Origin of the sequence: Candidatus Poriferisodalis sp. (assembly GCF_965208925.1) — a bacterium.
Taxonomy (GTDB): Bacteria; Actinomycetota; Acidimicrobiia; order Acidimicrobiales; family Poriferisodalaceae; genus Poriferisodalis.
The window spans coordinates 640608-653727 of record NZ_OZ242364.1 but is presented as its reverse complement, the minus strand read 5'-3'; the positions used below and the strand labels follow the sequence as shown (position 1 = coordinate 653727).

The 13120-nt window shown below is 68.9% G+C and carries 11 protein-coding genes; 1 reads left to right on the top strand and 10 read right to left on the bottom strand.

The window, feature by feature from the left end:
• Nucleotides 1-14 precede the first annotated feature (14 nt).
• The 5 genes from ACOGI5_RS02725 to ACOGI5_RS02705 form a co-directional block, all read right to left on the bottom strand.
• Nucleotides 15-1133: an extracellular solute-binding protein gene (locus ACOGI5_RS02725; protein WP_419862942.1), complete on the bottom strand. Its 1119-nt coding sequence runs from the start codon at nucleotides 1131-1133 to the stop codon at nucleotides 15-17.
• A gap of 284 nt (nucleotides 1134-1417) precedes the next feature.
• Nucleotides 1418-2404 carry an SDR family NAD(P)-dependent oxidoreductase gene (locus tag ACOGI5_RS02720; protein WP_419862941.1) on the bottom strand — a complete coding sequence of 329 codons (987 nt, stop codon included), beginning with the start codon at nucleotides 2402-2404 and terminating at the stop codon, nucleotides 1418-1420.
• Between the two features lie 18 nt (nucleotides 2405-2422).
• Nucleotides 2423-3181, bottom strand: coding sequence for a crotonase/enoyl-CoA hydratase family protein (locus ACOGI5_RS02715; RefSeq protein WP_419862940.1), 759 nt, complete (start codon nucleotides 3179-3181; stop codon nucleotides 2423-2425).
• 18 nt (nucleotides 3182-3199) lie between these two features.
• Entirely contained in the window at nucleotides 3200-5035 is a 1836-nt protein-coding gene (locus tag ACOGI5_RS02710) for a glycerol-3-phosphate dehydrogenase/oxidase (protein ID WP_419862939.1), read from the bottom strand.
• 32 nt (nucleotides 5036-5067) lie between these two features.
• The gene (locus ACOGI5_RS02705) at nucleotides 5068-5829 is read right to left on the bottom strand and encodes a class II aldolase/adducin family protein (RefSeq protein ID WP_419862938.1); all 762 of its coding nucleotides are present in this window, start codon (nucleotides 5827-5829) and stop codon (nucleotides 5068-5070) included.
• A 142-nt stretch (nucleotides 5830-5971) separates the two neighbouring features.
• Here ACOGI5_RS02705 and ACOGI5_RS02700 point away from each other — a divergent pair, with 142 nt between their 5' ends.
• On the top strand, nucleotides 5972-7132 hold the full coding sequence (locus ACOGI5_RS02700; protein WP_419862937.1) for an ABC transporter ATP-binding protein: 1161 nt from the start codon (nucleotides 5972-5974) through the stop codon (nucleotides 7130-7132).
• Nucleotides 7133-7136: 4 nt separating this feature from the next.
• Here the strand turns inward: ACOGI5_RS02700 and ACOGI5_RS02695 are convergent, their stop codons facing one another.
• Genes ACOGI5_RS02695 through ACOGI5_RS02675 form a run of 5 tightly spaced genes read right to left on the bottom strand, consistent with a single transcriptional unit; the run spans nucleotide 7137 to nucleotide 12968 of the window.
• Nucleotides 7137-8207 carry an LLM class flavin-dependent oxidoreductase gene (locus tag ACOGI5_RS02695; protein WP_419862936.1) on the bottom strand — a complete coding sequence of 357 codons (1071 nt, stop codon included), beginning with the start codon at nucleotides 8205-8207 and terminating at the stop codon, nucleotides 7137-7139.
• A gap of 28 nt (nucleotides 8208-8235) precedes the next feature.
• Nucleotides 8236-9399 (bottom strand): Gfo/Idh/MocA family protein, encoded by a 1164-nt coding sequence (locus tag ACOGI5_RS02690; RefSeq protein WP_419862935.1) that lies wholly within the window; start codon nucleotides 9397-9399, stop codon nucleotides 8236-8238.
• Entirely contained in the window at nucleotides 9396-10352 is a 957-nt protein-coding gene (locus ACOGI5_RS02685; RefSeq protein WP_419862934.1) for an aldo/keto reductase, read from the bottom strand. Before ACOGI5_RS02685 ends, ACOGI5_RS02690 begins: the two co-directional genes overlap by 4 nt.
• A gap of 5 nt (nucleotides 10353-10357) precedes the next feature.
• Nucleotides 10358-11353: a carbohydrate ABC transporter permease gene (locus ACOGI5_RS02680; RefSeq protein WP_419862933.1), complete on the bottom strand. Its 996-nt coding sequence runs from the start codon at nucleotides 11351-11353 to the stop codon at nucleotides 10358-10360.
• Complete coding sequence (locus ACOGI5_RS02675) at nucleotides 11346-12968, bottom strand: carbohydrate ABC transporter permease (RefSeq protein WP_419862932.1); 1623 nt, start codon at nucleotides 12966-12968, stop codon at nucleotides 11346-11348. Before ACOGI5_RS02675 ends, ACOGI5_RS02680 begins: the two co-directional genes overlap by 8 nt.
• Between the last annotated feature and the right edge of the window lie 152 nt (nucleotides 12969-13120).

The window sequence follows — 13120 nt, the reverse complement described above, 5'->3', positions numbered from 1 at the left end:
TGTCAGGACCGGTGTCACTCGTTCAGGATGCCGCTGGCCTCGATGATCTCGGTGGACCGGGCGAATCCCTCGCCGAGCGAGTCGAAGTCGAGGCTTCCTACCTCGGGGCCGACGAGGGCTGGCAGGACATCAGCCGGAGCGACCCCTGCGGCCAGCGGGTACTCAAGCGTCTCGCTGCTGAAGTACTGCTGCACCGGTGCGCTCAGCAAGTAGGCGATGAACTCGTTGGCGGCGTCCGTCTGCTCGCTGGAGGCCGTCACCGTGGCCGCGGTGATGATGAGCAGCGAGCCGATGTCGTCGCCGGCGAAGTCCCAGTTCGCCGCGCGGTGACCGTCGCCGATGGCCTCGGCCACTTGGTACTGGTAGTAGTGGTTCACGAGGCCCATGTCGATCTCGCCGCGGCCGGCAGCCTCCACGATGGACCGGTTGTTGGGGTAGTAACGGGCGTCGTTGGCCACCATGTCTGCAAGCCACTGCGTGACGGCGTCGTCGCCGTGCTGGTGCCGGAAGACCGTGAACCAGTCCACGAAGGAGCCGTTGGTGGCGGGAATGGCCACCCGGCCGCGGTAGCGCTCGTCGGTGAGGTCGAAGACCGACGCCGGCAGCTCGTCGCCGGCGACGTTGTCGACGTTGTAGACGAGCACGCGCTTGCGACCGGTGAAGCCGACCCAGGTGCGTGAGCCGGAACGGTTCTGGCTGTCGACGAGTTCGGCGACGCCTGCGTCGACCGTGCCGAGCAGGCCCTTGTTCTCCAAGAAGCCCACGGGACCCGGCGAGCGAGACAGGAACACGTCAGCGCTGGTGCGGTCGCCTTCCTCTGCCAGCAGCAGCGCCAGGTCGGTCGACGCGCCCCAGCGGACCGCCACATCGACACCGGTCTCGCACTCGAACGCGTCGAGCACGGGCTGGATCAGATTCTCGGTGCGACCGGAATAGACGGTGAGCTGCCGATCACCGGCATCGGCGCACTCGCCGTTGTAGATCGCCGCAGCGGGCCCTTCCAGCGTGCGCGCAGACCCGCAGGCCGCAGTGATCAGGGCGACGCTGACAGCGAGCGCTATCCAAGTCGCTCTGCGCTGGAAGCGGCGAGATGGTGTGGGCGAAGTGGCGTGAGCAGGGGGCACGTTCAACATGGCGCCGCACTATAGCCAGAGTTTCCGCAGTTTGTAAAGTGAACCTAACGACCTATGTGGAGCTAACTGTTCAAGTCGTGAGTGCCATCCATCGAGAATCGGCTTGTATATCGTTGGGGCGTGGCCCTAGGGTCGCTGGTGGAACTAGACGGAATCGAATCGTCCGAGGCGGGTCTGAGTCCAGCTCGGCGCACCAGCGCTAGTCCCACGAGAGCCGCACCTTCCGGGGTGCGGCTCTCGTCATGCTGGTAGGTCGAACTTCGTTAACTCTCGTTATTTTCTGCTCAGGCGAAGCGCAGCGGGTCGGCGGCGCTCCAGTCGACGGGCTGCTCGTCGAGGTTGAGCGCGAGCTGGTGCCAGACCAGCTCGACTGCCGGCGGACCCACCGGGTCAGTCTCCTCGGCGGCGCTCACCATCAGCTCGTACATGGCGCCGTCGGTCTCGTCGGTCGGGCGGGCCAGCAGCGCCATGAACGCTTCGGCCATCTCGCAGGGCTCCAGCATCCGCGGCTGCCAACGTCCGAAGACCCGCTCGTTGCCGGCGTACTCGTTCGTCATGCCCGTGCGCACGAACGGCAGCAGCAGCGTGAAGCACGTGACCAATTCGGCGCTGCGGCCCAGGTTCACCTTCAGCACCTTGGGCAGCTGCAGCACGGCCCAGTTGCTGAGCGCATAGCCGGGCACCGCCGGGCCGGGGTCGACGGCCTGCCGTGACGACACATACACGAACTGGGCTTGCTCGCCGGCATACACCGCCTCGCCCGCCCACAGGTGGGTCGATGCCAGGAAGCCGTCGACCTTGGTGTCGAGCACCAGCCGGGACTGCTCCAGATTCTCGATGAATGCCTGGCGTACCCGGGCCCGCCGCAGCGACGACGACTCGCCCTCGACTTGGCGCAGCGTGCGCCCGAGGTTGTAGCCCGATTCGGTCAGCCCTGAATTGCAGATCACCAGGTTCGGCGGCAGGCCGCCCATCTGGTCGATGACGTAGCTCCGGATGGCCCACAGGTCTCGAAGGTTGGTGACGTCGGCCTGCACCGGGAAGGCGTGCACGCCCTCCTCGCGCAGGCGATCGACTAGGTCGAACCCGTCTTCGTAGCTGCGATGGAAGTGAATGCCGACCGAGTCGGCGCCGTTGAGCCCAGCGCTGAGCGCCATCGCTTGGCCGATGCCGCCGTCCTTGCCGGCACCGGTGATGAGCACCCGCTTGCCCTCTACCGCGGAGCGGAACTCATCGAACCTGAATGCGTCAGTCGGCGCGGTGTAGGCCATGGTGTTGCTCCGGGATAGCTAGCGACCAGTCCACACAGGATCGCGCTTCTCGACGAACGCCCGTGGCCCCTCCAGGAAATCCTCGGTTCCCAGGATGTTGCGGAAATGGCCTTTGGTGATCTCCCAACCGTCGTCCTCGGAGCGGGCGTGGCTTTCGAGCACCACGGCGCGGCTCTCACGCACGGCCTTGGGGGCATTCGCGATGATCCGGTCGGCGAGGGCCATCGCGGCGGGCACCACCTCGCCTTCGGCGGCCATCTCGTTGACCAGCCCGAGCTGGAAGGCGCGCTCGGCCGAGATCGGGTCGCCGGTCATGGCCAGCTCCAGGGCCACGTTGCGGCCCACCACCTGCGGCAGCCGGAACAGCCCGCCCGCAGCGGCCACCAGCGACCGCTTCACCTCGGGAATGCCGAAGCGGGCCCGCGGCGAGGCCACCACCAGATCGCACGACAGCACGATCTCGAGGCCGCCCGCCAGTGCAGCGCCGTCCACTGCCGCGATCAGCGGCTTGGTGCGGGGGTAGCGGGCGAGCCCGGCGAAACCGCCCTTTTCCGTCTCGATGGGCTTCTTGGCGGCGACCGACTTCAGGTCGGCCCCGGCGCTGAACACCGTGCCGGTGCCGGCCAGGATGCCGACCCACACCTCGGGATCGGCTTCGAAGGCGTCGAGATGGGCTTCCATCTCCGACGACACCTCGTGGCTGATGGCATTGCGGGCTTCGGGCCGGTTCAGCGTGAAGATCGCCACCCGCCCCTGGACTTCGTAATCAACGACCATCGCGTCAATCTAGGAGGCTTAGCGGCGGATGTCGGGGGCGCCGAGGCGGGCGGCGTCGGCGGTCTGGTCGTCGGGCCTTTTCTGGCTGTCCCGCTCGGCCTCCACTCGTGCCCGGTAGTGCCACACCTCGCGCTCGATGGTCTCGGGAGTCCAGCCGAGCTCAGCGGCCATCAGTTCGGCGGTGTCCTGCGCGGCGTCGACGCCGCGGTCGAACGATTCCACCGACAGCCGTGTCCGCCGGGTCAGCACGTCATCGAGATGCAGGGCGCCTTCGTGGCGCACTGCGTGCACGGCCTCTGCACGCAGGTACGGCAGCCCCTCCGCCAGCGGCTGGCCCAGATCGGGCCGATCGGCGATCAGCTCGATCACCTCGTCGATCCGGTCGCCGTGGCGGTCCAGCAGATGCGCAGCCGCGGCCCGGCTCAACCCCACCCGGGCACCGAGCTCGTCGTGGCGTCGTCGCCGCTCCTCGTAGCCGTCGGCACCCACGAGCGGCGTGACCAGCGTGGCCGATCGGCGAGCGGCAGCGTCACGGCGGCGACGGGGAAGCTTCGGTGCCGTGCCGCCCCGTGCCGCCCACACCTCGCCGAGCGCCATCTCGACCGTGTCGGCTGCCATGACCCGGTAGGTCGTGTACTTGCCGCCCGCGACCGAGACCAGCCCCGGCGCCACCCGGGTGATCGTGTGCTCGCGGCTCAGCTTGGCGGACTGCTCAGCCGAATCCGGGGCATTGCCGGCGACCAGCGGGCGCAGGCCGGCATAGACGCCGCAGATGTCGTCGCGGCGGATCGGGCGGGCCAGCACGCTGTTGAGGCGCTCGAGCAGCAGGTCGATGTCGGCGCTGCTGGCAGCGGGGTGGGCGTAGTCGAGATCCCAGTCGCTGTCGGTGGTGCCGATGATCCAGCGCTCGCCCCAGGGCACCACGAACAGCACGCTGGGCGGTGTGGGCACGATCAGGCCGCACTGCAGGTCGATGCGATCGCGCGGCACCAGCAGGTGGATCCCCTTCGATGCACGGATCCGGGTGCGGGAACCGGCGGGGGGCTGGGCGCCGCGGTCGGCGAGCTGCTCGATCTGGCTCGTCCACACGCCGGTGGCGTTGATCACCGCGTCGGCGTCGAGCTTGAAAGTGCGACCGGTCTCGCCGCAGTGGGCGATGACCCCCCGGACCGCACCCTCGGTGACCACCAGCTCCTGCACGCGGGTGGAGGTGAGGATGCGTGCGCCATGGGCGGCAGCAGTGCGGGCGATGGCCACCACGAGCCGGGCGTCGTCGGTCTGGCCGTCCCAATAGGTGATGGCGCCGCGCACGACATCGGCGTCGAGGCCGGGCGCCAGACGCTGCGTGCCACGCGCTCCGAGGTGGCGGTGCGAGCCGTGGGCGTGGCGCCCGCGACCGGCCATCAAGCTGTACAGCGCGATGCCGAGCCCGGTGCGCAGCCGTTCGCGCCAGCCCCGCCGGATGGGGTACAGGAACTGGACTGGGCGCACGAGGTGCGGCGCCAGCCGGCCCAGCAGCAGGCGGCGCTCGGTGAGCGACTCGGACACCAGACCGAACTCGAGGCGCTGCAGGTAGCGCAGGCCCCCGTGGATCAGCTTCGACGAGCGGCTCGAGGTGCCCGACGCCAGGTCGCGCTGCTCGAGCAGCGCCACGCTGTGGCCCCGCAGCGCCAGGTCCAGTGCGCAGCCGGCGCCGGTGACGCCGCCGCCGATGACCACGACGTCGACGCGGCCTTCACCCTGCCCGCCGCTCAGCTCGTCGAGCCATGCGGCGCGCTGCGCCGGCCCCAGCCGGCTGTCTCCGGCCTCCTCGGCTTCGGACCCGCCGTCGTCGGTCGTCTCACCCTCGTTCACTGTTCTGCCACTCTGCGAAATGCCCGCTGCGCTCAGGCGAACTCGTGGGGCAGGTGGCGGTGGGTCGCCCATCCGAACAGCTCCCAGCCGAAGTCACCCTCGGTCAGGTTCTGGCGCGCAGTGCGTGCCGCCTCGGCAGAGATCGGGATGGCGTCGCGGGCCTTCATCTGCACCTCGGCCACGCGCTCGGCGAGCACGAACCAGCCCACCGCGTCGGCCGGGCTCGCCCCCACCGTCAGCAGCCCGTGGTTGGCCAAGATCACCGTGCGGCAGTCGCCCAACGCAGCGGCGATGCGCTTGCCGCCGTCGGTAGACAGGATCTGCACCTCTTCGTCATCGAAGAGCCCATGGTCCTCGAAGAAGCAGGTCGCCTCCTGGTTGATCGGCTCGATCATTCGCCGCTCGGCAGAGAACGGCGTGCCCCACTGGGTGTGCGTGTGGGCAGCGGCGCCGATGTCGGGGCGCGCCTCATGGATCGGATGATGTATGTGATAGGCGGCGTTGTTGATCGGTGCCGGCCGGCCGTCCTGATCGGCGGCAGTGCCGTCGGGAGCCACCAGCACGAGGTCGTCGACGCTCGCCCGCTCGAAGGGCATGCCCCAGCGCAGCAGCCACATGTGGTCGGTGCGCAGCGGGTCGCGGCAGGTGATGTGGCCGTCGCCCAGTTCGCCCCAGCGCAGCGTCCCGAACAGGCGGTATGCCTGGGCCAGGTCAGCGAGCAGGCGGGCGCGCTCGGCGTGCGGATCGGCCTCGAACGGCTCGGCGGTTTCCGCGGCAAGGTCGCGAGCACTCACTGCGCGAATTCTGCCACGGGCGCAGGGAGGCTGAGCCCCGCGGCCCACTCTGGCCCCGGGCTCAGCCTCCTCACGGCACGTCCGCAACCGCTTGCGGACTAGTCTCAGCCGAGCGGGCGTATGCGCCCGAGATGGGGGTTGCATGGCGACGGTCACCCTCGACCGGCTGACGAAGAAGTACCCGAACGGCTTCGTCGCCGTCACCGATCTGAACATCGACATCGCTGACGGCGAGTTCCTGGTGCTCGTGGGACCGTCGGGCTGCGGCAAGTCCACGGCCCTGCGCATGGTGGCCGGACTCGAGGAGATCAGCGACGGGGACCTGCTGATCGGCGACGAGCGCATGAACGACGTGGAGCCCAAGGACCGCAACATCGCCATGGTCTTCCAGAGCTATGCGCTGTATCCCCACCTCGACGTGGCCCGCAACATCGGATTTCCGCTGAAACTGGCCGGCGTGCCCAAGGCCGAGATCGAAAAGCGTGTGACCGAGGCCGCCCGGCTGCTCGAGCTGGAACCGCTGCTGGGCAACAAGCCGGCGCAACTGTCGGGTGGCCAGCGCCAGCGCGTGGCGATGGGCCGCGCCATCGTGCGAGACCCCGCGGTGTTCCTCATGGACGAGCCGCTGTCGAACCTCGACGCCAAGCTGCGGGTGCAGATGCGCGCCGAGATCACGGCCCTGCAGCACCGGCTGGGCGCCACCACCATCTACGTCACCCACGACCAGGTCGAGGCCATGACCATGGGCGATCGGGTCGCCGTGCTGAAGGACGGCGTGCTGCAGCAGGTGGACGGCCCGACTGACCTCTACGAGCACCCCGACAATCTCTTCGTGGCCGGCTTCATCGGCGCACCGTCGATGAATCTGCGCATGGCCCGACTCACCTCAGGTGCTGATGGCTGGCGATTGCAGCTGGGCTCGCAAGTGCTGGATCTGCCCGAGCGTGTTCTGGATGCGCGACCGGCGCTGCGTGCCTACGACGGCGCCGACGTGGTGGTGGGCATCCGGCCCGAAGCGTTCGAGGACGCCTCGGTCGCAGGCGAGAACGGCAGGCCGCGCCTGTCAGCAGAGGTGTCACTGTCCGAGGCCTTGGGCTCGGACCTGCTGCTGCACTTCCCGCTCGACGCTCCCTCGGTGGAGGCGGGCGACCCCGACGCGCTCGAGGGGATCGAGGACCGCATGGTCATCGCCAGGGTTCACCCGCGCAGCACCGCCCGCCCCGGCTCAACCGTCGAGCTCACCGTGGACGTGGACGAGCTGCATTTCTTCGATTCGGAGACCGAAGCCGCAATCCGCTCCTGAGTTCTCAGGCGTTCCAGAGCTTGCGGTGCGGGATTGATTGCAGCACCAGTTGGCCGAAGAGGTTGCATTCGGCGATGTGGGGGTAGCCGGACAGGATGAACGCGTCGATGCCGACTGCCCGGTAGGCGTCGAGCTTGGCGGCGACCTCGTCGGGGTCGCCCACGATGGCTGCCCCGGCACCGCTGCGGGCTCGGCCGATGCCGGTCCACAGGCCTTCTTCGGCGAAGCCGTCGTCGTCGGCGCTGTCGCGCAGCTGCGCCTGCCGCTGCACGCCGACCGAGGCCGAGTCGAGCGCCCGGGCTCGGATCGATGCGCCGGTGTCGTCGTCGAGCTGGCTCACCAGCCGGCGGGTGGCGTCGATGGCCTCCGAGTTGGTGGAGCGGACGATCACGTGAGACCGCAGGCCGAACTTCAGCTCACGCCCCACTGCGCTCGCCCGGTCTCGCATCTCGCTGACTGTTGCCGCAACGCCTGCAACCGTGTCGGGCCAGGTGAGGAACACATCGGCTGCGACCGCTGCGGTGTGCTTGGCGTCGTCGGAGAAACCACCGAAGTAGAAGGGCGGGCAGCGGCCGCTGACGGTGCCGACACGGGGCGGGTCGAGCTGCACCGAGACGAACTCGCCGTCGAAGTCGACCGGCTGGCCGTCGAGGAGGGTCCGCAGCACCTCCATGTACTCGCGGGTGCGCTGGTAGCGGGGGCCTGAGGGCAGCGGGGCACCCGGCAGGTCGCTGGAGATGATGTTGATGGTGAGACGGCCTCCCGCCATCTGGTCGATGGATGCAAGCTGGCGTGCGAGCTGGGGCGGCCACAGCTCGCCCATGCGCACTGCCAGCAGCAGGTTGATGCGCTCGGTGCGCGTGGCGATGCCTGCAGCGAACGCCGTGGCGTCGATGCCCAGGGTGTATCCCGAGGGCAGCAGCACATTGTCGAAGCCGTTGCGCTCAGCCGTGGTGACGATGTCCGCGCAGTGCTCCCACGTGCTGGCCAAGGTCGGATCGGGCACGCCCAGGAACTCGTAGTCGTCGTCGCACAGTGCCGAGAACCAGGCGATCTCCGGCGGGGCTGTGCTCATGGCTGCGGCTCCGCAAGCTGGGCCGCAGTCACTGGCCCAGCTCCGCAGGGGTGAGCAGCTCGCTCATCTGCACGGGCCGGCCCTCGTCGATCGAGATGTGGGCGGCGCGGCCGAGGGCCACCGACCACAGCCCGTCGGCCAGGGTGCACTCCGCGAGGCTCGACGTGAGCACGGCGTCGCGGAAGCGCTCCAGTTCGATGTACGACGAGCCGTGGTGGTGGCCGGTCACGGGCGCGGTGCTGGCGATCTGCTGCTCGGTCACGTTGCCGATCCAGTCGCGTTCGCGTACGCCGATTCGCAGCACATCGTCGGGGATCAGTGCTTCGAGCTTGCCGTCATCGCCCACCACCGACAGCTCTTCCTGGTTGCGGGTGGCATCGGCGAACATGCACAGGTCCAGCAGCGCCCGGGCGCCGGAGGCGAAGTCGACGATGACGAAGGCGTTGTCCAAGATGTCGGGCGTCTCGCCGCCGTAGCGCTCGTCGAGGTGGTTCAGATCCTGCGCGCCCGACGCCATGACGCGCACCGGCTCGCTCGGAACGATGAGCCGCATGAGGTCGAAGAAGTGGCAGCACTTCTCCACCAGCGTCCCGCCGGTGTTGCGATTGAACCGGTTCCAGTCGCGCACCTTCGGCTGGAACGGGAAGCGGTGCTCGCGGATGGCCACCATGCGGATTTGCCCGACCACCCCGGCGTGCGCCTGGGAGATCAGCGCAGCCACAGGCGCCATGTAGCGGTACTCGAGACCCACCCACACCAGCGGTGCGTCAGCCCTGAGCGCCGCGACGCCGTCGATGATGCGGCGGCAGTCATCCAGCGTGGTGGCCAGCGGCTTCTCGATGAGCTGGGGCACGCCGGCATCCGCCGCGTCCAGGACGATGTCGGTGTGCAGGTGGTTCGGCGTTGCGACCACCACGGCATCGCACAACCCTGCGTCCAGGAGCTCCCGATGGTTCTCGAACTCCGGCACCGGGTCGAGCCCGTGGCACGCCAGCTCGTGCTGGGCCGCCTTGAGCGACGGCTCCCAGTCGTCGCACAACGCCGAGACCTCAGCGCCGTCGAGCGCGATCACGTTGGCGATGTGCTCGATGCCCATCATGCCGGTGCCGATGACACCGAATCGCATCGGCCCACGGGCCGCTCGGGCCGCGGTTTCGCCTCCGTCCTCGGCCTCTTGCGTGCCGTCGCTCACGGCAATGGCTGACCTTCGGAGGCTTCGACAAGGTCATACACGTCGTTGCGATCGAGTTGCACGCTGAGCGCTGATTGCAGCGCTCGGAGCCGATCGGGCTGCTGGCTGCCGACAATGGCCACCGGCGCCGTCGGATGCGCCAGCACGAAGGCCACGCACACCGCAGCCCGGTCGACGCCCTCCCGCTCGGCCAGCCGGTCCAGCGTGGCGAGCAACTCGGGCCGCACGCCGCCGTTCTCGTCGGCCTGCTCGGTGAGTCGCCCGCCTGCCAGCGGGCCCGGAGCCATGAGTCGCCCGCCTGCGAGCGGGCTCCATGCCAGCGGCACCATGCCCATCTCCGAGCACAGGTCGAGCGTGCCGTCTCTCAGCGGGTCCAGGCAGGCGGCCGAGTACTCCGGCTGGGTGCTCACCAATGGTGCGTCCAGGTGAGCTGCCAGCGCCCGGGTCTGGGCGGGCGTGTAGTTGGAGACCCCCACGGCACCGGCGAGCCCGTCGGCAACCAGCCCGTCGAGCGCGGCAGCCACCTCGGACGGATGGGTGAACATGTCGGGCCGGTGCACCTGGTACAGGTCGATGCGGTCGGTCCCGAGCCGGGACAGTGATGCCTCGCACGCCGATCGCATGGCAGCAGCGCCCGAGTCGTACGGCACCGGCGGCACGATGCCGCCCTTGGTGGCCAGCACCATGCGATCGCGCAGGTCTGGCCGGGCCCGCAGCACTGCGCCCAGGTTCTCCTCGCAACTGCCGAAGCCAGTGCCGCCCCAGTCCAGGCCGTAGACGTCGGCGATGTCCACCAGATTCATGCCGAGGTCCAGCCCGGCTTCGATCAGCGCTGTGTTCTGACCGACGTCGGTGCCGGTGAAGCGCCACAGGCCCAGCGCCAGCGGCCCGACCTCGACGCCGCCCGGTCCGAGCCCTCGTGGGCCCGTGCGCACCAGATTCGAAGCGTCCACAGACGTCAAGACTTCACCGAGCCGGCCAGCAGCCCGCGCACGAAGAAGCGCTGCAGGAAGAAGAACACGAGCATCGGCACGCCTGCCTGCACGAAGGCGCCCGCCGACAGCAGGTGTTCGCGCAGGCCGAACTCGCCGGCCATCGAGGCGATCTTGATGGTGGCGGGGTAGTTCTCGCCTGCCGCGCCGAGCATCGTCAGGGCGATCAGGTAATCGTTCCAAGTCCAGAGGAACTGGAAGATGGCGAAGGCCGCCAGGGCGGGAACCGACAGCGGTACCACGATGCGCCAGAAGATGGTGAAGTGATCGGCGCCGTCGATGCGGGCCGCCTCGAACAGCTCACCGGGCAGCGTCGAGATGTAGTTGTGCAGCAGGAAGATGGCGAACGGCAGGGCGAACGCGGTGTGGGTCAGCCAGACCGCCGTCGCGGTGCCGGCGAGGCTGAAGTCGGGGAACAGCGTGACGACGATCTCGGTGCCGGGAAGGGTCCAGTGGGCACCGCCGGCGAACATCTGCAGCAGCGGCAGCAACGCCACCTGGTTGGGCAGGGCCAGCAGCGAGACCGTGCCGATGAACAGCCACTCGCGGCCTCGAAACGGGATCCACGCGAACGCGTACGCCGCCAGGGCGGCGATGGCGATGGGGATGATCGTCGCCGGGATGGCGATGGCGAACGAGTTCAGCAGCGCCTGCCACAGCCCGCCGGTCTGCTCGCCCGACGACAGCACATCGGCGTAGTTCTCCAGCGTCCAGTTGCCTTCGGTGAACGACGTCCACCAGCCCGAGGCGCGCTGGTCGTCACGGTGCCGGAACGAGTTGAGGAACAGGCTGCCGGTGGGAACGCTCCAGACGATCACCATCAGCCACAGCACCCAGGCCGGTATCGAGCGCAGGAAGCGGTACACCGCCCGCCCGACGCGGTCGGGGCCTCGCCGCCCGCGCTGCGCCGAACCGCTGCCTGCCGGCCCTGCGGCCGCTGCGGTCTCGGCGGCGCTACTCACCGCGCTGCATCCGTCTGATGTTGAGGCCCATGACGGGCACCACGCCCAGGAACAGCACCACCGCCAGGGCCGAACCCAGCCCCAGGTTGAACTCGGTGAAGCTGCGCTGCCACATCTCGTTGGCGATGACCTGCGTGCCGAAGTTGCCGTTGGTCATCACCCGCACGATGTCGAACACTTTCATGACCAGCACGATCATGGCGGTCATGACCACCGTGATGGTGGGCACGATGGTGGGCAGCGTCACCCCGAAGAACACCTGGCGCTCGTCGGCGCCGTCGACGCGGGCCGCCTCGATCAGGTCGGCCGGCACGGCCTTGATCGCCGCCGACAGGATGACCATGGCGAACCCCGTCTGAATCCAGATGAGCACCACCATCAACCACACGTTGTTGAAGGGCGATTCCTGGACGAACAGGATGGTCCCCGCGATCGGCTCGTCATTGGGACCGAGCGCCGAGCCGCCCACACCGGGACCCAGGAAGCGGTAGATCAGCCACAGCAGCGGGATGGCCGCAACCGCCGACCCCACAGCGATCGCCGACTGCCGCCGCCGCACGCCGAATGCGCACAGCGCGGTGAGCAGGACAGTGACGGCGGCCAGCACAGCAACGGCGGTCCACGCGCCGCCGCTCGACGGCCGCAGCGTGCCCAGCCAAACCCAGATGGCGTTGAGCAGTCCGGTCTGGGACTTCTGCGGCGGCCGGGCGATGTACATGAAGCGCCAGATGATCCCCGCGCCGACGAAGGAGATCGCCATCGGCAGGAAGATCAGGCTCTTGGCGAACGACTCGCGCTTGGTGCGGTCGGCGATCACTGCGGCCAGCAGGCCCAGCGCCGTGGACAGGAAGGTGACCGCCACCACCCACCACAGGTTGTTCATGACGGTGCCGCGCAGGTTGGCGAACACGGCGAAGCTCAGCAGCAGGCCGCCGCCGAGCCCGATCCCGACGGTGCTAGCCGACACGTCGGCCCTGACGCCGCGACTGCGGCCCCGACTCATCGCGATGAGGGTTGCAATGGCGAACAAAATGAGGCTGCCCCAGAACAACCGGCTGCCGAAGATGCCTGCCCAGCCCGACAGATCCACACTCTGCGCGTTGGTGAAGATCTCGCCGTAGTTGGCGAGCCCGCGGAAGCTCTCGCCCGCCTTGTCGAACAGCGACAGGTAGATGGTGCGCAGCAGCGGCACGATCAGCCCCAGCGCGACGAACAGCATCGCCGGCCCCACGAACGTGAGCGCTCGCAGCCGGCCCTGCAGCGTGGCAATGCGGTCACCGGCAGGAGACCGCTTCACACCGACTGCCGCACCTGCCAGCCCGAACACAGCAGCTCCGATGACAATCCACATGAGGGTCGGGTTGATCCACCCGAATGAGGGACCGTCCAGCAGCGGCGTGCACTCATCGTTGCGGGAACCCTCGACTGCGATGCATCTGCGGAGTCCCGCCGCCACCGCGCCCGCGCCTGCGCCGACGAGCACACCCGCCACCGCCGCCACGACGGCCCAGCGGCGCTCGACCAGTCCGAACAGCCGGTGGGTGCCCCAGAACACGGCGGCGCTGGCGCCGACGGAGATCACGATGCCCAGAAAGGCACCCCACAGCGCTGCCATCGTCGCAGTCTTACAGGCGACCGGCCGGCGGGGAGAGCCGTGAGTCGGCGCACCTCCCCGGAAGGCTCAACGGATGTCCGTACGCGCCGGAGGCCGGCCCACGTCGGCGGGCCGGCCTCCGTTCACGCATGTTGTCTCTCAGCCGTCCTCGA

Coding starts and splice junctions, on each gene's coding strand:
- ACOGI5_RS02700 (WP_419862937.1), top strand. CDS start 5,972: ATGGCGACGGTCACCCTCGACCGGCTGACGAAGAAGTACCCGAACGGC.
- ACOGI5_RS02720 (WP_419862941.1), bottom strand. CDS start 2,404: ATGGCCTACACCGCGCCGACTGACGCATTCAGGTTCGATGAGTTCCGC.
- ACOGI5_RS02725 (WP_419862942.1), bottom strand. CDS start 1,133: ATGTTGAACGTGCCCCCTGCTCACGCCACTTCGCCCACACCATCTCGC.
- ACOGI5_RS02675 (WP_419862932.1), bottom strand. CDS start 12,968: ATGGCAGCGCTGTGGGGTGCCTTTCTGGGCATCGTGATCTCCGTCGGC.
- ACOGI5_RS02695 (WP_419862936.1), bottom strand. CDS start 8,207: ATGAGCACAGCCCCGCCGGAGATCGCCTGGTTCTCGGCACTGTGCGAC.
- ACOGI5_RS02715 (WP_419862940.1), bottom strand. CDS start 3,181: ATGGTCGTTGATTACGAAGTCCAGGGGCGGGTGGCGATCTTCACGCTG.